Annotated in this window: 15 protein-coding genes; 13 read left to right on the top strand and 2 right to left on the bottom strand. The window is 73.1% G+C overall.

Translation table 11 applies throughout. The annotated features are described in order from the left end of the window. Positions 1–132: 132 nt before the first annotated feature. Entirely contained in the window at positions 133–1,608 is a 1,476-nt protein-coding gene (gene xylB / locus OG349_RS05405; protein ID WP_327233491.1) for a xylulokinase, read from the bottom strand. A gap of 279 nt (positions 1,609–1,887) precedes the next feature. Here xylB and xylA point away from each other — a divergent pair, with 279 nt between their 5' ends. Further along, positions 1,888–3,057, top strand: coding sequence for a xylose isomerase (gene xylA / locus OG349_RS05400; RefSeq protein ID WP_161308227.1), 1,170 nt, complete (start codon positions 1,888–1,890; stop codon positions 3,055–3,057). Positions 3,058–3,247: 190 nt separating this feature from the next. On the opposite strand, the gene OG349_RS05395 is transcribed toward xylA, so the two are convergent. Beyond that, on the bottom strand, positions 3,248–4,486 hold the full coding sequence (locus OG349_RS05395) for an ROK family protein (protein ID WP_327233490.1): 1,239 nt from the start codon (positions 4,484–4,486) through the stop codon (positions 3,248–3,250). A gap of 208 nt (positions 4,487–4,694) precedes the next feature. On the opposite strand from OG349_RS05395, the gene OG349_RS05390 reads away from it, so the two are divergent. The 12 genes from OG349_RS05390 (at position 4,695) to OG349_RS05335 (ending at position 19,144) form a co-directional block, all read left to right on the top strand. Then, positions 4,695–6,845 (top strand): glycoside hydrolase family 27 protein, encoded by a 2,151-nt coding sequence (locus OG349_RS05390; protein WP_327233489.1) that lies wholly within the window; start codon positions 4,695–4,697, stop codon positions 6,843–6,845. Positions 6,846–7,031: 186 nt separating this feature from the next. Beyond that, a complete protein-coding gene (locus tag OG349_RS05385; protein ID WP_327233488.1) occupies positions 7,032–8,321 on the top strand; it encodes an ABC transporter substrate-binding protein in 1,290 nt (429 codons plus the stop codon). Between the two features lies 1 nt (position 8,322). Beyond that, entirely contained in the window at positions 8,323–9,225 is a 903-nt protein-coding gene (locus tag OG349_RS05380; RefSeq protein ID WP_327233487.1) for a carbohydrate ABC transporter permease, read from the top strand. Beyond that, positions 9,225–10,073, top strand: coding sequence for a carbohydrate ABC transporter permease (locus tag OG349_RS05375; RefSeq protein WP_327233486.1), 849 nt, complete (start codon positions 9,225–9,227; stop codon positions 10,071–10,073). Before OG349_RS05380 ends, OG349_RS05375 begins: the two co-directional genes overlap by 1 nt. Further along, positions 10,070–12,205 (top strand): alpha-galactosidase, encoded by a 2,136-nt coding sequence (locus OG349_RS05370; RefSeq protein WP_327233485.1) that lies wholly within the window; start codon positions 10,070–10,072, stop codon positions 12,203–12,205. Before OG349_RS05375 ends, OG349_RS05370 begins: the two co-directional genes overlap by 4 nt. A 140-nt stretch (positions 12,206–12,345) precedes the next feature. Then, positions 12,346–13,104, top strand: coding sequence for an SDR family NAD(P)-dependent oxidoreductase (locus OG349_RS05365; RefSeq protein ID WP_327233484.1), 759 nt, complete (start codon positions 12,346–12,348; stop codon positions 13,102–13,104). A 65-nt stretch (positions 13,105–13,169) separates the two neighbouring features. Continuing rightward, positions 13,170–13,967, top strand: coding sequence for a FadR/GntR family transcriptional regulator (locus OG349_RS05360; RefSeq protein ID WP_327233483.1), 798 nt, complete (start codon positions 13,170–13,172; stop codon positions 13,965–13,967). After that, positions 13,964–15,109, top strand: a complete 1,146-nt coding sequence (gene dgoD / locus OG349_RS05355) for a galactonate dehydratase (protein ID WP_327233482.1) — start codon at positions 13,964–13,966, stop codon at positions 15,107–15,109. Before OG349_RS05360 ends, dgoD begins: the two co-directional genes overlap by 4 nt. Positions 15,110–15,114: 5 nt before the next feature. Next, a complete protein-coding gene (locus OG349_RS05350) occupies positions 15,115–15,933 on the top strand; it encodes a hypothetical protein (protein WP_327233481.1) in 819 nt (272 codons plus the stop codon). 63 nt (positions 15,934–15,996) lie between these two features. Beyond that, a complete protein-coding gene (locus tag OG349_RS05345; protein WP_327233480.1) occupies positions 15,997–16,638 on the top strand; it encodes a bifunctional 4-hydroxy-2-oxoglutarate aldolase/2-dehydro-3-deoxy-phosphogluconate aldolase in 642 nt (213 codons plus the stop codon). Then, a complete protein-coding gene (locus OG349_RS05340; RefSeq protein ID WP_327233479.1) occupies positions 16,635–17,540 on the top strand; it encodes an SMP-30/gluconolactonase/LRE family protein in 906 nt (301 codons plus the stop codon). The genes OG349_RS05345 and OG349_RS05340 overlap by 4 nt, the downstream gene beginning before the upstream one ends. A gap of 665 nt (positions 17,541–18,205) precedes the next feature. Continuing rightward, on the top strand, positions 18,206–19,144 hold the full coding sequence (locus OG349_RS05335) for a sugar kinase (RefSeq protein WP_327233478.1): 939 nt from the start codon (positions 18,206–18,208) through the stop codon (positions 19,142–19,144). Positions 19,145–19,160: the final 16 nt, after the last annotated feature.

The following is a 19,160-nucleotide window of genomic DNA, read 5'->3' as shown; positions in this document are numbered from 1 at the left end:
ACGCAACTCCGCCCAGGACAAGGCATGTTGACCGGCCGAACCGCGGCCAGGTCCCGGGCGGAATCCTATCGAGGAGCGACGGAGCGGGGGCGGCGTGATCGACAAGACACCCCCTGGGACAGCAACCCTGGGCTAGGACAGCAGCCCCGGTGCCGCCCGGTCCAGGACCGAGCCCACGCGCTCCCACGTCTCCACGTCCCGCTCCACCGCCTCCAGCTCCGGCCCCGCGCCCGTGCCCCACGACGAGGCGATCGCCACCGGGTCCTGGCCGGTCGCGGCGCTCGCCGCCAGGGCCGCCGCCCCCAGGGCGACCAGTTCGCCGGTCTCGGGGACGATCAGGGCGCGGCCCGACAGGCGCCGTACGGTCTCCACCCAGGTCCGCCCCTGCGCGCCGCCCCCGATCAGCCGCAGCGGGCGCGCGGCCACCTCGGGATCGGCCGGGTCCAGGCCGCCCGCCCGCAGCACCTCGTCCAGCGCCCGCAGCACCGTGACCGCCGCGCCCTCGTAGGCGGCGCCCAGCAGCTGCTGCGGTGTGGTGTCGTGGCGCAGGCCGGTCAGCAGGCCCGAGGCGGCGGGCAGGTCCGGGGTCCGCTCCCCGTCGAGGTACGGCAGGAGGACGGCCTCGCCGCCCGGCGCCGCGTCCTCGCGGTCGAGCCGGAGCAGGTCCGCCACCTTGTCCACGGCGAGCGTGCAGTTGAGCGTGCAGGCGAGCGGGAGGTACGTACCGTCGGCCGCCGCGAACCCGGCGAGCGCGGCGGAGGCCGGACGGGTGCGGGTCGCGGCGAAGACCGTGCCCGAAGTGCCGAGGCTGAGCACCGGGTGGTCGAGGAGCCCGGCGCCGCCGAAGCCCAGGCCCACGGCCGCGCTCATGTTGTCGCCGGTGCCCGCCGCGACGGCGATGCCGGCCGGCAGGCCCAGTTCCGCCGCCGACCCGGCGGTGAGCGAGCCGATCCGGGTGGCCCCGGTCTCGGCGACGGGCGGCAGCAGCGACTCGTCCAGGCCGAGGAGCGCGAGCAGCTCGGGGTCGTACGCGCCGGTGGCGGTCGAGTACCAGCACGTGCCCGACGCGTCCCCCGGATCCGTGGCCGCCGTGCCCGCGAGGCGCTCGGTGAGGAAGTCGTGGGGGAGCCTGATCGCGGCCGTGGCGTCCGCCAGGGCGGGGTCGTTCTCGCGCAGCCACCGCCACTTCGTCGCGGTCATCGACGCCACCGGCACGGACCCGGTGCGCGCGGTCCACGCGGCGGGGCCGCCCAGCTCCTCGGTCAGCGCGACGGCCTGCGGCGCGGACCGCGTGTCGTTCCACAGCAGCGCCGGGCGCAGCGGCCGGCCTCTGCTGTCCAGGACCACCAGCCCGTGCTGCTGGCCCGCGACCGCGATGCCGACGACCGCGGAGGGCTCGACGCCGGACTCCTTGAGGCCCGCGGCGACGGCGTCCCGCAGCGCGTTCCACCACACCTCGGGGTCGCTCTCGCGGGCGCCGCCCTCACCGGTCACCCGGTGCGGGGCGCGGCCCACGGCGAGCAGCCGTCCGGTGGTGGCGTCCGTGAAAGCCGCCTTCGTGGACTGGGTGGAGCTGTCCACGCCGATGACGACCGGGCTCTGCGGCATGCGCGTACCTCTTCCCTGGACCGGTCGGTGCGGCCGTCCGGCGCGGTTTTGAACGTCGGAGGAACAAATTACGCGATCGCGCGGCCCACGGGAACGGCCGGTGGGATCATCCTCTTCGGCACCGCGCGCTCGTGCGTCTTCGAAGCCACGGAAGAAGGCCGACACGGATGAGCGGAGCCAGGGGCTTTTGCGCACCGGCAGCGGCGTGCTTTATTAGTCATGTCAGGAAACAAAAAGGTCGGCACGTGCCGGACCTGAGGTATCGAAGGCGGCCAGAGAATGACGGAACGCTACACGCCCACCCCCGAGGACAAGTTCAGCTTCGGTCTGTGGACGGTGGGCTGGCAGGGCAGGGATCCGTTCGGTGACGCGACCCGCCGGGCCCTGGACCCCGCCGAGTCCGTACAGCGCCTCGCGGAACTGGGCGCGTACGCCGTGACGTTCCACGACGACGACCTCATCCCCTTCGGCTCGTCCGACGCGGAGCGCGAGTCGCACATCAAGCGGTTCCGGCAGGCGCTGGACACCACCGGGCTCGTGGTCGAGATGGCCACCACCAACCTCTTCACCCACCCCGTCTTCAAGGACGGCGGCTTCACCGCGAACGACCGCGACATCCGCCGTTACGCGCTCCGCAAGACGATCCGCAACATCGACCTCGCGGCCGAGCTGGGCGCCAAGGTCTACGTGGCGTGGGGCGGCCGAGAGGGCGCCGAGTCGGGCGCGGCGAAGGACGTGCGGCTCGCGCTGGACCGGATGAAGGAAGCCTTCGACCTGCTCGGCGACTACGTCACCGAGAAGGGCTACGACCTCAAGTTCGCCATCGAGCCCAAGCCGAACGAGCCGCGCGGCGACATCCTGCTGCCCACCGTCGGCCACGCCCTCGCGTTCATCGAGCGCCTGGACCGGCCCGAGCTGTTCGGTGTCAACCCGGAGGTCGGCCACGAGCAGATGGCCGGGCTGAACTTCCCGCACGCCATCGCCCAGGCCCTCTGGTCAGGCAAGCTGTTCCACATCGACCTCAACGGCCAGAACGGCATCAAGTACGACCAGGACCTGCGCTTCGGCGCCGGCGACCTGCGCGCCGCCTTCTGGCTCGTCGACCTGCTGGAGACCGCGGGCTGGGACGGCGCGCGGCACTTCGACTTCAAGCCGCCGCGCACCGAGGACTTCCACGGGGTGTGGGCCTCCGCCGCCGGCTGCATGCGCAACTACCTGATCCTCAAGGAGCGCGCCGCCGCGTTCCGCGCGGACCCGCAGGTCCAGGAGGCGCTGCGGGCCGCGCGCCTGGACGAGCTGGCTCTCCCGACGGCCGCCGACGGCCTGGCCGGGCTGCTCGGTGACGCCGGTGCGTACGAGGAGTTCGACGTCGAGGCGGCCGCCGCGCGCGGCATGGCGTTCGAGCACCTCGACCAGCTGGCCATGGACCACCTCCTCGGCGCCCGCTGACAGCGGGACGCCGAGCCGACCACCCGGGAACCCCGTACGGAGGGACGCCGTACGGAACGCGCGCGGGGCGGGCTGTTGTCAGCCCGCCCCGCGCTGTACGTCCGCCACCTGTCAGTGCGTCGTGTCCATGCGTTGTGTCCTGTACGTATGCCACCCGTCAGTGCGTTGTGCCCTGTACGTATGCCACCCGTCAGTGCCTCGTCCGCTGTACGTACGCCACCGGGTCGGCCAGCACCGCCCGTACCACCAGGGCCGCCGCGCCGCGCGCCGCGTCCCCCGCCGACGAGGACCCCCGCAGCCGTCCGCTGTCCCTCGGCCACAGGCCCGATACGACCCGGGCGGTCAGCTCGCGGTCGGCGGACGGGGACAGCCAGGGCATCAGCTCCCGGTAGATCCCGCCCAGCACCACCGCGTCCGGGTCGAAGAGGTTCACCGCGCCCGACAGCACCCGGCCCAGCATCACCCCGGCCTGCTCGACGGCGGCCACCGCCCGCGCGTCACCGCCGCGCGCCCGGCGCTCCAGCTCCGCGACCCCCGGCACGCCCGCGTTCTCGTCGATCCCGGCCGACCGCAGCAGCGCGGACTGCCCCGCGTACTGCTCCAGGCAGCCCCGGGATCCGCACCGGCACAGCGGACCCTCCGCGTCGACCACCACATGGCCGATCTCGCCGGCGAACCCGTGTGCCCCGCGCAGCAGTTCGCCGTCCAGCACCAGCGCGCCGCCCACCCCGATCTCACCGGTCAGGTAGAGGAACGTACGCAGCGGGCCCAGGCCGCCGAACCACAGCTCGGCCAGCGCCGCGAGGTTGGCCTCGTTCTCCGAACTCACCGGCAGCGCGGGCAGATCGGGTTGCAGCTCGGCCAGGGCCTTGGCGAACAGGTCCTCGGCGGGGACCCGGTTCCAGCCCAGGTTCGGTGCCTGGCGGACCGTACCGCCCGACACCAGTCCCGGCAGGGCGAGTTGCACGCCGACCGGCAGCAGATCCTGCTCGGCCGCCGACTCCAGGGTGCGGGCGGCGATCCGGGCGCCCCGCGCCAGCACCTCGGCGGGCAGCGCGCCCCGGTTGTCGATGTGTTCGGTGAGCCGGACGCGGTCGGTGCCCGACAGGTCCACGACGCACACCGACACGTAGTCGATGTTGATCTCGACACCGATGCCGGCGGGACCCGAACGGGTCACCTTGAGGACCGTGCCGGGGCGTCCGGCCTGTCCGCTGAAGGTCTTGCCGGACTCGGAGAGGAAGCCGCTGTCCAGCAACTGTTCGACCAGCGAGGACACGGCCGCCCGGGTCAGGCCGACCCGCGCCGCCACTCCGGCCCTGGTCGCTTCCCCCTCGTCCCGCACCGCGCGCAGCACCAGGCTCAGGTTGTGCCGGCGCACCGTCTCCTTGTCGGCCTTGGGGCCGAGGGAAGTGTGATTGCTGTTCATCTCGCGGACGAGCCTATGTGATCGGCGGCCTCCCGCCGCTCGCCGACTTGTTTAAGTTAATTAGTAATAAACGTTGACAGCGTTCGGGCGCGCGGCCACAGTCTTCGTCGTGGCGCCGCCGCCGCGATCCCGGGGGAACTCTCCGGTGGGCGGGGCGCCGACGATTCCCCAACTCTCGGGAGACACAGTGACTTCGCATCGTGCAGGGATGGTGCGTGCCCGGCGGGCCGCGGCGGCCCTGGGGGCCGCCACGCTGGTAGGGGTGTCCGTGCCGGGGGCGCGGGCCGCCGACCCGGCCGCGCCCGGCACCACCGACCAGGGCGCGCCGCGCTACTACAACAGCGGTCTGGCCCCGACGCCCTACATGGGCTGGAACACGTACTACGGCCTGGGCGCCCCGACGGAGAGCGCGGTCAAGTCCGTCGCCGACCACCTGGTCAGCAGCGGCCTCAGGGACAGCGGCTACAACATCGTCTGGCTGGACGGCGGCTGGCAGGCCGACAATCCGCGCGACAGCCAGGGACGGCTGACCGCCAACGCCACCCGCTTCCCGTCCGGGCTGCCGTCGCTGGTGACGTACCTCCACCAGCGCGGGCTCAAGGCCGGGATCTACACCGACGCGGGCACCTACGACGGCGGCAAGAGCTGTGGGCTCGGCAGCCGTGGGTACTACGAGCAGGACGCCAAGCAGTTCGCACGGTGGAAGTTCGACGCGGTGAAGATCGACTTCCTCTGCGGGATCTCCGCGAAGCTCGATCCGGGCCCCGCCTTCAAGGAGTTCAGCGACGCCCTCGCCAAGGCGGGGCGGCCCATGCTGCTGAACCTCTGCAACCCGCTCACCGACGACTGGGGCCTGCCGCACACCCCGGCCCAGGACGCCCACAACGCGTACACGTACGGTCCGACGACCGGCGACTCCTGGCGTACGGGCACGGACCTCGCGTTCGGGACGCCGTACCCGGGGAACTGGCCCAACATCCTGCGCAGCGCGGACGCCAACGCGGCGCACCCCGAGGCCCAGGGCCCGGGCCACTACAACGACCCGGACTACCTGCTGCCCATGCGGAAGACCGCGGACGGCTCGTACGAGCTGAACGAGGAGGAGTCGACCTCGCAGCTGGTCCTCTGGTCGGTCATGGGCGCCCCGCTGGTCATCGGCTCCGACCCGCGCACCCTGCCCCAGTCGATGATCGACACCCTGCGCAACCCCGAGATCCTCGCCGTGGACCAGGACCCGCTGGCCATCCAAGGGGTACGGGTCGCCTCCGACGCCACCGGTGATGTCTACAGCAAGGTGCTCCAGGGCACGGGCAAGCGCGCGGTCGCGCTGCTCAACCGCTCGGACCAGCCGGCGCAGCGCACGGTGACCTTCGCCGACGCGGGGCTGACCGGGAACGTCACGGTCCGCGACCTGCGGGCGCGCCAGGACCGGGGGACACACACCGGTTCGTACACCGTCACCGTTCCCGCGCACGGCACGGCCTTCTTCAAGCTGTCGGGCACGGACGCCGCTCCGGGCGCCTCTCTCGGTACGAAGTCCTCGGCCGGCCCCGCGCTGGTGGCGGACGGCGACAAACTGACAGCTTTCACGCGCGCCACCGACGGCGCGCTGGTCCAGCAGACCGGCCGTGACGGGGCGTGGACCGGGCACTCCGTCCGCCTGGGCGGTCCCACCCACGGCCGGATCCTCGGCCAGCCGGCCGCGTACGGCTCGGCGGGGGGCAGGATCGACGTGTTCGTACGGGGCACGGACGACGCCACGTACCGCAGGACCTTCAGCGGCGGCGCCCACGGCACGTGGGGCGCCTGGCGGAGTCTCGGCGGCCGGATCACGGACGCGCCGGGAGTCGCCTTCCGGGGGCCGGACGACTGGACGCTCTTCGCGCGCGGCGCCGACGGCCTCCTCACCTCGCGCGGCCCGTCCGGCGGATGGACCTCGGTGGGCGCGCCGGGTGACGCGCCGACGTACGGGCGGCCCTCGGCCGTCACCGACTCGGCGGGCCGTACCCACGTCGCCGTACGGACGGCCGACGACTCGGTCTGGGAGCGCGTGCGCGCGGCCTCCGGGGCCTGGTCGGAGTGGACCTCACTCGGCGGTACGGTCAGCGGCAGCCCGACGCTGGTGGCCGCGGGCAGCAGTGTCTACCTCTTCGCACGCGCCAGTGACTACACACTCTGGCAGCGGAATTACTCCGCCGGCGGGGAGGGCGGGGACGGCGCCTGGGGCGGCTGGTTCCCCCGGCCGCCGTTCGTGAGCGGCGTCTTCGACGGGTCGCTCGGCGGGGTCGCGGCAGCCGACAACACCGTGCTGATCGCCTATCGCGGGGTGGCCGGAGCCGTTCACCAGAGCCGGCTCTGACCTTGCGGGGCGCGGGCCGGCCGGTCCCTCAGGGGCCTCCTGGGGGATCTGCCGGCCCATCAGGAATAAATTAGTAATTAATCTTGACGCCGGCATCCGCGCCACGTCAATCTGTACCCGCCGAACGAGGGCCCGGCCGTCAGGGGGCCCGGCCCCGTTCCGCGGGCTTAGCCAGGGAGTTCCTCCATGATCAACTCAGTACCCAGCCGCAGGCGGTTCCTCGCGGGCACCGGCGCCGTCGGCGCCGCCGCGCTGATGAGCGGATGCGTCACCTCGGGCCCGAGCACCAAGACCTCCTCCGGCGGCGGGCCCGTCACCCTCCAGTCGAACCTCTCCTCGCCGCAGGCGAAGAAGGCGATGGAAGACCTCGTCGCCGGCTTCAACAAGCGGGGCGGCGCCAAGGCCACGCTCAACACCGTCGCCTCCGAGACGTTCCGCACCCAGCTGCCGACGTACCTGACCTCCGCCCAGCCGCCGGACCTGCTCACCTGGTATCCGGGCTCGGTCGCCGACTCGTACGCGAAGAAGGGCCTCCTGCTCGACGTCAGCGACATCTGGACGAAGCCCGAACTCTCCGGCTACAGCGAGGCGTTGAAGAAGCTCTGCACCTCGTCCGACGGCAAGAAGGTGTTCGTCCCCGCCACCTACTACTGGTGGGGCTGCTTCTACCGGAAGTCGAACTTCGCCAAGTGGGGCGTCCAGGAGCCCACGACCTGGGACGAGTTCCTCGACCTGTGCGACAAGCTCAAGAAGAAGGGAGTCGCCCCCATCGGGATAGGCGCCGGCGGCAACACCGCCTGGGTGGCGTCCTCCTGGTTCGACTACCTCAACATCCGGATCAACGGCGCCCAGTACCACCGCGACCTCCTCGCCGGGAAGCACCGCTTCGACGACCCCGAGGTCCACAAGGTCTTCGACCGGTGGAGCGAGGCCCTGCCGTACTTCGACCCCAACGGCACCGCCCTGGCCTTCCAGGACGCCACCACCTCCCTGCTCCAGGGCCGTACGGGAATGATGCTGATCGGCACCTTCTTCGCCGACTCCGCCCCCAAGGACATGCTCGACGACATCGACTTCTTCCGCTTCCCGGTCATCGACCCGAAGGTCCCGCTCGCCGAAGAGGGCCCCACGGACGGCTACTTCGCCAGCGCCCACACCGGCCGCAAGGACGAGGTCAAGGAACTGATGACCTACATGGCCACCGTCGAGGCCCAGGAGATCTACCTCAAGGGCTCCTCCGGCACCGCGCTGCCCACCAACCCCAAGGCCAAGGACACCGGGACCCCGCTGGTGAAGAAGGGCCGCGCGCTGATCGAAGGCGCGGCGGACGTCACCCAGTTCTTCAACCGCGACTCCAGCGACGCCCTCCAGCCGTCGGCGGACACCGCGCTCACCCGCTTCCTCGCCAAGCCCAAGGAGATCAACTCCATCCTCACCACCTGGCAGCGGGACGCCCAGAAGATCTGGGGCCAGTGACATGGCGGTCCTGACCGCGGCGCGGCGGCGAAGGCGGGGAGCGACGCGGGTCCCGCCCGTGGTCCTCGCCTTCGTCCTCGTCCCACTCCTGGCCGAGGCCTTCTGGGTGTTCTGGCCCGCCGTCCAGGGTTTCTACCTCTCCCTCACGAACTGGGACGGCGTCTCGGCGCCGAAGTTCGTCGGACTGGGCAACTACCGCGAGATGTTCGGCGACAGCGTCTTCCGCACCGCGCTGCTCGACACCGTCCTGTGGCTGCTGCTCTTCGGGGGGCTCTCCGCGCTCCTCGGCCTCGGCGCCGCCCTGCTTCTCCAGCAGGAGCGCCGCGGCGTCGGCTTCTACCGGGCCGCGCTCTTCCTGCCCGTGGTCTTCTCGCTGACCGCCACCGCCCTGGTGTGGCAGGCGATGTACCAGCCCGACGGCCTCATCAACAACACACTGGAGTTCTTCGGGCTCGGCCGCCTCCAGCACGCCTGGCTCGCCGACCAGGACACCGCCCTGTACGCCGTGATCGTGCCCGCGCTGTGGCGCCAGATCGGCTACGTGATGGTGCTCTACCTCGCCGGGCTCAAGGGCATCGACCCGGTGCTGTACGAAGCCGCGAAGGTCGACGGCGCCACCAAGTGGCAGCAGTTCCGGCACATCACGATCCCCCAGCTGCGCAGTGTGAACGCGGTGGTCCTGTCGGTCATCGTCATCGACTCCCTGCGCTCGTTCGACGTCGTCTGGGCGCTCACCCGCGGCGGCCCGTACCACTCCTCCGAACTGCTCTCCACGTACATGTACTCCACCGCCTTCCAGTCCCTGCGGCTGGGATACGGCTCCGCCCTCGCGGTCGTGATCTTCGTGCTGGCCTTCGGGGTCATCGTGTCCTATCTCGTCCGCGCCTTCCGGGAGGCCGACTGATGACCGCCATGAACCGGCAGGCCAGGCGCCGCGCGTGGGCCACCGCCAGCTTCCACGCGGGAGCCGGCGCGCTGTCCCTCCTGTGGCTGGTGCCGATCGCGCTCGTCCTGGTCACCAGCGTCCGCTCCTTCGACGACATCGCCGCCAACGGCCTGGGCAGCCTCCCGCACTCCTTCACCCTCAGTGGTTTCCGCCAGGCCTGGGTGGACGGCGGACAGGGCCGCGCCCTCCTCAACAGCCTGCTGGTGTCGATCCCGACCGTGCTGCTGTCCCTCGCGCTGGCCTCCCTGGCCGCCTTCGGACTGGCCCGCTACGACCTGCCGTTCCGGCGCACCCTGCTCCTGCTGATGCTCGGCGGCAACCTCCTGCCACCGCAGATCCTGCTCATCCCCGTCTCCAAGATCAGCGAGGCGCTGGGCCTGTACGACTCGCTGTACGCGCTCATCGGCGTCCAGGTCGGCTTCGGTGTCGGCTTCTACGTCTTCGTGCTGCACGGCTTCATGCGGTCCATCCCGCCCGAGATCCAGCAGGCCGCCGTCATCGACGGCGCGGGGCCCTGGCAGATCTACCGGCGCATCATCATGCCGCTGACCACCCCCGCCCTCGCCGCGCTCGGCGCGCTCTCCTTCACCTGGATCTTCAACGACCTGCTGTGGGCGATCACCGTGCTGCGGACCGACACCAAGATGCCCATCACCGCGTCCCTCATCGGCCTCCAGGGCCAGTTCGTGTCCATGTGGAACGTCATCGCGGCCGGCTCGGTCATCGCCGCCGCCCCGACCGTCGTCGTATTCCTGCGGTTCCAGCGCCACTTCGTGGCCGGACTCAATCTGGGAGCAGTCAAGTGACCCCGCACGACACAACTCCGGTGGGTACGGGGCTGCCGGACGACCGGTGGCTGCTGCGCACCGAGAACACCACCTACGCGGTCGCCCTCGCCGGTGACGGCCGGTGGGCCGAGCTGACCGCGTGGGGACCGCACGGCGTGGAGACAGGACCCTCGGCGCTGGACTGGTCGCGCCGTACCCACTTCATCACCCCCGCCGACGCGTCCCCCGCCGAGTACATCCCGTACGGGCTGCGGCCGTTCACCGGCGCGGACCTGGTCGCCCAGCGGCCCGGCGAGGAACGCGGGGTGTGGTGGCGGTTCACCGAGGCCGCCCAGGACGGCGACCGTACGCTGCGGCTGGTCTTCGCCGACGACACCCTCGGCCTGACGGCGGCCCTCCACTACGAGGCCGTCCCCGGCACCGATGTGATCCTCCGCTGGGCCGAACTGACCTGCACCGGTGACACCGAACTGCGCCTGGAGCGCTTCGACTCCGCCGCCGTGAACATCCCCGTCGCGGGCGGCGCCCGGCTCACGTACCTCACCGGCCAGTGGTCGCAGGAGTTCCAGCGCACCCAACTCGACCTCACGCGGGGCCGCTTCGAGCTGGCCTCCACCCAAGGGGTGCCCGGGCACGCGTACGCGCCGTGGCTCGCCGTCCAGGACCTCGCGTCGCCCGCGGAAGGAGCCACCCCCACCTACGGGGTGGCCCTGGAGTGGTCCGGCAACTGGCACCTCACCACCGACGCCGAGCCGGGCGGCGCCGTCCGCGTCCGCGCCGGACGTGTGCCCCACGAGGGCGCCGTACGGCTCGCGCCCGGCGCCACCCTCACCACCCCCCGGCTCGCCTGCGCGTTCAGCCCCGAAGGGCTCGACGGCCTCGCCCGGGTCTGGCACCGCTACGAACGGCACCTGACGGGTGCCCGGATGGACCGCCCCCGCCAGGTCCTCTACAACTCCTGGGAGGCGACCGGCTTCGACGTGGACGCCGACACCCAGCTCGAACTGGCCCGGGTCGCGGCCGAGATGGGCGCCGAACTGTTCGTCGTCGACGACGGATGGTTCCCCGGCCGGGACGACGACACCGGCGGCCTCGGCGACTGGACCCCGGAACCGGCCTCGTTCCCCGACGGGTTCGACCACTTCGTCGGCGAAGTCCGCGCCCTGGGGATGGACTTCGGGCTCTGGGCCGAACCGGAGGCCATCAGCCCCAGGTCCGCGCTGTACGCGGCCCACCCCGAGTGGGTCTACCGGATCGACGGCCGCCCCGCCACCCTCGTACGCAACCAACTCCTCCTCGACCTCGGCCGCGAGGACGTCCAGGACTTCGTCCTCGCCACCTTCGACCGGCTCCTCGGCGACCACGACATCAGCTACCTCAAGTGGGACATGAACCGCCCGCCGACCGAACGCGGCAGGCCGGGCGGCGGCCCCGTCGAGGAACAGGACCTCGACGCCGCGCACGTCGCCGGCTACCTCCGGGTCCTCGACCACCTCCGTGACCGCCACCCGCACGTCACCGTCGAAGGCTGCGCGGGCGGCGGCGCCCGGATCGAGCACGCCACGCTCGCCCGTACCGACGTCGTGTGGCCCAGCGACAACACCGCGCCGCTCGACCGGCTCTCCATCCAGTACGGCTACCTCCACGCCCACGCGCCGCACACCATGAGCTCCTGGGTCACCGACTCACCCGGCGTCTTCGACCCGCGCCCGCGCTCGCTCGGCTTCCGCTTCGTCAACTCCATGGCGGGCGTCCTCGGCATCGGCGCCGACATCCGCACGTGGTCGGCGGAGCGGCGCGCCGAGGCGGCGGGGTGGATCGCCCGTTACAAAGAGGTGCGTGACGTCGTCCATCACGGAGAGGTCCGTCTGCTGAACACCCCGGCCGACGCGACCTGCGGAATCCAGTACGAGGAGCCGGGCGGCGGACGGGTTGTGGTCACCGCGTGGAACACCGGCCGCCTCGACGGCGCGCCGCTGGTCCCGGGGCGCCCGGCCCGGCTGCGGCTGCGCGGCCTCGAACCGACGGCCCGCTACGTCGACACGGCGTCAGGTATCACGTACAGCGGCGCCCATCTGGTCCATTCCGGCGTGCCGTTCGCGTGGACGGAGCGGTACGACGCGGAGCTGGTCGTTCTCACCCGGGAGTGACCGAGTTCGAGTGACCGGTTCCGGGCCCGGCCGGTCACTAAAGTCTTCACATCGCCCCCAGGCCCCCGTAGCTCCGTACAGCCGTACAGCCGTCCCACCGCAGAAGCGCCCCCCCGCACCCCAAGGAGTCGACCCGCCCCATGAACGGAACCGCCCGCTTCACCGACCGCGTCGCCGTGGTCACCGGAGCCGCCTCAGGCATCGGCGCCGCCACCGCGGAACGGCTCGCCGCCGAAGGCGCGGCCGTCGTCCTCGCCGACGTCGCCACCGAGCGCGGCGAGGCCGTCGCGGCCGGCGTCCGTACGGCCGGCGGACGCGCCGCGTTCGTGACGGCCGACGTCTCCGACCAGGGCGACTGGGACCGGATCGTGGCCGCCGCGCACACCTTCGGCCCGGTCGGCGTGCTCGTGAGCAACGCCTACACCGTCGATGTCGCACCCGCCCACACGATGACCCTCGCCTCCTGGGAACGACAGCTCGCCGTCAACCTCACCGGCGGGTTCCTCGGCTTCCGGGCCGTCCTGCCCGACCTGCGCGAGCGGCGCGGCGCGGTGGTCCTGACGTCGTCCGTCCACGCCCACAAGGGCATCCCGGGCCACCCCGCGTACGCCGCCTCCAAGGGCGCGCTGCTCTCGCTGTGCGGACAGCTCGCCGTGGAGTACGGCCCCGAGGTGCGGGTCAACGCGGTCCTCCCGGGACCGATCCTCACCGCCGCCTGGGACCGGGTGCCGGCGGAGGACCGGGAGCGCAGCGTCGCCGAGACCGCCGCCCGCCGCTTCGGCAGACCGGAGGAGGTCGCCGCCGCGATCGCCTTCCTGGCCGCCGACGAAGCCTCGTACATCACCGGATCGAGCCTGCTCGTGGACGGCGGCTGGAGTGTGGTGAAGGCGTCGGCCTGACCGCCGGCGCCCGCCAGCACCACCCCACCGCCGGACCCGACCGACCAGCAGAAAGGCATAACGACATGACGCCATACGCGCGCCGCGGAGTGCACGGCCAGACCGTGGAGACTCTTGCGCGCCGGGTGCTCAGCGGGGAGATTCCCGAGGGGGCGACACTCGATCTCGTGGCGTTGCAGAGCGAGTTGGACGTCAGTCTGACCGCGCTGCGCGAATCGCTGAAGGTGCTCGCCGCCAAGGGGATGGTCGACGCGCGCCAGAAACGGGGGACGTTCGTCCGGGCACGCGCCGACTGGAACCTGCTCGACGCGGACGTGCTGCGCTGGCAGTTCGCGGGCGGCACCAGCTCGGACGCCGACCTCGGCCTGCTGCGCAACCTCGGCGAGGTGCGCGGGATCGTCGAGCCGGCCGCCGTACGGCTGGCGGCCCGGCGCCGTACCGACGCCGACCTCGCGGAGCTGGAGGCGGCGCTGGCCGCGATGGGCGACGGCGGGGGCGAGGCCGCCCACGCGGTCGAGGCCGACCTCGCCTTCCACCGCGCACTGCTCGCCGCCACCCACAACGAGCTGCTCGAACGCATGGAGATGGTCATCGAGTCCGGGCTGGCCCACCGCGACCAGATCGTGCACAGCTCCCCGCACGGCGAGGACCCCGTGCCCAGCCACCGCGCCGTTCTCGACGCCGTACGGGCGGGGGACCAGGACGCGGCGGAGGCAGCCATGCGGGCCCTGCTCGACCAGGCGGTACGCGACCTGGACAAGGTCCATGGGACGCCGGGGGACAGCGGCGCGGGGGACACCGGGGCCCGGGGCGACGACGCGCGGGGCACCACCACCGACACGAAAGGCGCCGAGGCGAAGTGAAGATCGTTCGCGTCGAGACGTTCCTCGTCCCGCCCCGCTGGCTGTTCTGCCGCATCGAGACCGACGAGGGTGTGGTCGGCTGGGGCGAGCCGGTGGTCGAGGGCCGCGCCGAGGTCGTACGGGCCGCCGTCGACGTCCTCGCCGAATACCTGGTCGGCCAGGACCCGTTGCGGATCGAGGACCACTGGCAGGTGCTGAGCAAGGCCGGCTTCTACCGGGGCGGCCCGGTGCTCTCCAGCGCGGTCGCCGGCATCGACCAGGCGCTGTGGGACATCGCGGGCAAGACCTACGGCGCCCCCGTGCACGCCCTGCTCGGCGGTCCGGTACGGGACTCCGTCCGGGTGTACGCGTGGGTCGGCGGCGACGAACCCGCCCGGCTCACCGAGGAGATAACCGCGCAGGTCGAGGCCGGCTTCACCGCCGTGAAGATGAACGCGTCCGGCCGCACCTCCCCTCTCACCACCCCGGCCGAGACCGCGGCGGTGGTGGACCGGGTGGCCGCCGCCCGCGCCGTCCTCGGCCCGCACCGCGATGTGGCCGTGGACTTCCACGGCCGGTTCAGCCCGGCGAGCGCCCGGCGTGTCCTGCGTGAAATAGGCCCGCTGCACCCGCTGTTCGCCGAGGAGCCGCTGCTGCCCGAGCACGGTCATCTGCTGCCCGCGCTGGTGGCCGCGAGCGACGTGCCGATCGCCACCGGTGAACGGCTCTACGGGCGGGCGGAGTTCCTGCCCGCGCTCGCCGCCGGTATCGCCGTGGCCCAGCCGGATCTCTCGCACGCGGGCGGCATCTCGGAGGTGCACCGGATCGCCTCCCTCGCGGACGCGTACGGGGCGCAGCTCGCCCCGCACTGCCCGCTGGGGCCGATCGCGCTCGCCGCCAGCCTCCAAATAGCCTTCTGCACACCGAACTTCCTCATCCAGGAGCAGAGCAGGGGCATCCACTACAACAAGGACGCCGACCTGCTGTCGTACGTGGTCGACCCGGAGCCTTTCCGTTTTGTCGGCGGCCAGGCGCGGCGCACGGAGCTGCCCGGGCTCGGCATCACGGTGGACGAGGCGGCGGTACGGGCCGCCGACCGGACGGGACACGCCTGGCGCAACCCGGTGTGGCGGCACGCGGACGGCTCGTTCGCGGAATGGTGAGCGCCGTGCCTGTGCCCGTACCCGAACCTGGCGATCTGCTCGCGCCCGGTATCGTCACCGACCTTGCCCACGGCGGCCGTTGGACGTCGCTCGCCGCCGGTGGCCGGGAGTGGCTCTGGCATCGCGACGAGCCCCGCAGGGCCGGTGTCGGGCCGGGGGACGCCTTCGCCGACGCCGGGGGCCTGGAGGAGTGTGTCCCCACGGTCCGCGGGACCCCCGACCACGGGGACGCCTGGTCGCGGCCCTGGCGGCGCGACAGGTACGACGAGTCCGAGTCCGTCGACTGCCCCGACTTCCGCTTCACCCGGCGCGTCTCCGCCGGGACGGGCAGGACCGTTGTCGACTACCGGCTGGCCGCCGCGCCCGGCTACCGCTTCCTCTGGGCCGCGCACGCGCTGCTGGAGGTCTCCGGGCAGGCGCGCGCCGTGATGACCGGCGGCGCGGCGGTCCGGCTCTACCCCGACGGGGGCGCCGGGTGGATCCCGGGCAGTTGGCCGGAGACGGCAGGAGTACGGCTCGACCGCCTCGGCCCGGACGACGGCACGGCGCTCGGCGCGGTGGTCGACACGCGCGAGGTGTCCGTACGGGACGGCGACGACGCGCTGCACTTCGCCTTGGAGGCCGGGGACCAACCCGTCTCTGTAGCCCTCTGGCGCAACCTGGGCGGCTTCCCCGAGGACACGCCGTACCGCTCCATCGGTGTCGAGCCGATGCTCGGCCGGGTCTTCGACCTGGCGGAGGCCGGTGAGGCGGACGCGGCCCGGGTCGGGCCGTCCGGCGAGGTCCATTGGCGGCTGACCGTGACGGCGACCCGCCACCGCTGACGGGCACGCGGTCACGGTGATCGCCCACCCACTCCCCACCCGAACGAGAAGAGGAACCACCCCGTGGATCTGCTGAGCGCGCTGCGCGCCCACCGCCTGGTCGCCATCGTGCGCGGCCAGGACCCCGAGGCCGCGCTGCGGACCGTACTGACCCTGGTCGCGGAGGGCGTGCAGCTGGTCGAGGTCTCCCTCTCCGGCCGGGACGCCCTCCACGTCATCGCGGGCGCCCGGGCGGCGCTGGGCCCCGACGCGCCGCTCGGCGCGGGCACGGTTCTCACCCCCGAGGACGCGTGGGCCGCGCACGAGGCGGGAGCGGACTTCGTCGTCACGCCGGCGCTCGGCGACGGCGTCACCGCCGCCAAGGAACTGGGCCTGCCGGTCCTCGCCGGGGTGATGACCCCGACGGACGTCGTGGCCGCCCTGCGCCTCGGCGCGGACGCGCTCAAGATCTTCCCGGCCGCGCAGGCGGGCGGCCCCGACTACGTGAAGGCCCTGCGCGGTCCCTTCCCCCACCTCCCTTTCGTGCCGGTCGGGGGCGTGGACGCGGCGGCGGCCCGCGCCTACCTGGCGCACGGCGCGACGGCGGTGGGTGTCGGCTCACCGCTGATCGGGGACGCGGCGGACGGCGGGAGCCAGGACGCGCTGCGCGAGCGGGCGCGCGGGTTCCTCGCGGTGGTACGGGACGCGGGGGAGGGCCCCCGATGAGCGCGGGCGCGAGCAGCACTCCGGCGTACGCCCCCGTCCCCTGCTGGTCCGACCGCCTCGAACTGGGCGAGGGGATCCGCTGGGTCGACGGGCGGATCGTCCTGACCGACATCCTGACCGGCCGGCTGCTGGCCGCCCCGCCCGGCGACCCCGACCGCACGGGCCCGCTGGACGTCCTGGCCCACCTGCCGGTACCGCTCGGCGCGGTCGCCCCCGTCGAGGGCCGCCCCGGCGGCTGGATCGCGGCGGCCGGCACCGGCGTGTGCCTGCTCGAAGCGGACGGGACGACCCGGTGGCAAGGCAGGCCGGAGGACGGCGTGTCCCCGGCGGCCCGGATGAACGACGGGGTCGCCGATCCGCACGGCCGGTTCTGGGCGGGCAGCATGGCGTACGACGCCGTGGACGGCGCGGGCTCGCTGTACCGCCTCGACCGCGACGGCACGCTCACCCGGGTCCTGACGGGCATCACCGTCCCGAACGGCCCCGCGTTCTCCGCCGACGGGACGCTCCTCTTCCTCGCGGACAGCGCGCGCGGCGTCATCAGCACGTACCCCGTCGACCCGGCCACCGGCGACCTGGGCGAGCCGTCCGTCTTCACGACACTGGACGCGGGCAGCCCCGACGGCCTGGCGGTCGACCGGGAGGGCGGCCTGTGGACCGCGGTCTGGGGCCGGGGCGCGATCCACCACTACCTCCCCGACGGCAGGCTCGACCACGTGGTCCCCGTGCCCGCCGCCCAACCCGCCGGGGTCTGCCTGGGCGGCAACGACGGCCGCACGCTGTACATCACCAGCGCCCGAACGGGCCTCGCCCACCCGGGCCCCCTGGACGGCGCGGTGTTCGCCGCACGGGTCGAAGTCCCGGGACTGCCGACGGCGTACTACCGCCCGGCGAGCGCCTGATGAGCGCGTACCCGGTCAACCCGAGCACTCCCGCCGCCACCCGCCTACCGACTCCCCGCCACCGCACGCCCGTTCCCGGGCCAAGCGGCCCCGTCGCCGACCACGCGCCCGCTTCCGGCGACCCCACGTCGGCTCTCGACCCGAGCGCTTCCGCCCGGGACCACCCGCCCGCTCCCCACGACCACACACCGGCTCCCCGCGACCGCACCCCCGTCCCCCGCGAACGCGCGTCGGCTCCCAGCGGCCGTACGCCGACTCTTGACCCGAGCGTTTCAGTCGCCGACCACGCGCCTGCTTCCGCCGACGCACCGTCAGCTCTCGCCCGGAGCGCTCCGGTCGGCGACGACACACCGGCTTCCGCCGGCCGAACGCCGGCTTGTGGCGGCGGTACGCCCGGCCTCGGGCCGAGCGCTCCCGCCCGTGACCGCGCGCCCGCTTCGGCCAACCCCACACAAGCTTCCCGCGACCGGACATCGACCCTCGCCCCGAGCGCTTCCGGCGGCCACGCGCCCGCCCCCGGCGACCGCACGCCGACTCGCAGCGGCCGTACGTCCGCTCTCGACCCGAGCGCTCCCGCCCGGGACCGCCCACCAGCTCCCCGCGACCGCACCCCCGTCCCCCGCGAACACACGCCCCCTCCCCGCCCGTTCGGGCCGGGCCCGGTCGTGTGTGTCGGGGAGACCATGGCCGCCCTGGCGCCCGAGCCGGTCGCTCGGCTCGACGGTGCCGACCTTCTGCGTCTCGACATCGCGGGTGCCGAGTCGAACGTGGCCATCTACCTGGCCGACCACGGCGTGCCCGCCCGCTGGGTGTCGGCCGTCGGTGACGATCCCTTCGGGCGGCGCGTACGGCGGCGGGTCGCGGCCTTCGGGGTGGACGTCTCCGGGGTGCGGACCGACCCGGTGCGTCCGACGGGTCTTCTGGTCAAGGACCCCGGAGCGGACGGGACCCGCGTCCACTACTACCGGCGCGGCTCCGCCGCCTCCGCGCTCGGCCCCGAGGTGCTGCGTTCAACGGCCCTCCGAGGAGCGGGACTTGTCCATCTCAGCGGCATCACCCCCGCCCTGTCCGCCAGTTGCCTCGCCCTGGTGGACGCGGCGCTCGCGCCGGACCGGCCGTACCCCGTCAGCTTCGACGTCAACCACCGCCCCGCGCTCTGGAACGACCGGTCCGCGCCGGAGACCCTGCTCGCGCTCGCCGACCGCGCCGACCTCGTCCTCGTCGGTCTGGACGAGGCGCAGGCACTGTGGGGTCCCGGCATCACGGACGCGGCGGCCGTACGCGCGCTGCTGCCGGGCCCGTACACCCTGGTGGTCAAGGACGGTTCCCGCGAGGCCACGGCCTTCCTCGGCCCCGTGCCGTACACCGTGCCGGCCCTGAAGGTCGAGGTCGTCGAACCGGTCGGCGCCGGAGACGCCTTCGCGGCGGGCTTCCTGGCGGGGCTGCGGCACTCGGGCGATCCGGTACGGGCCCTGCGCCTGGGCCACCTCACCGCGGCGTCCGCGCTCCAGGTCTCCTCGGACCACGGGCCCCTGCCGTCCGCGGCCCGGACGCGCCACCTGCTGGGGGCGGACGACGGGGTGTGGGCGACGGCGACGCCGTAGACGGGACAGGGCCGCG

The organism is Streptomyces sp. NBC_01317, assembly GCF_035961655.1.
In the GTDB taxonomy this organism is placed as follows: Bacteria; Actinomycetota; Actinomycetes; order Streptomycetales; family Streptomycetaceae; genus Streptomyces.
Note: the sequence above shows the minus strand (reverse complement) of the source record. Positions and strands in the feature narration are given on the sequence as shown.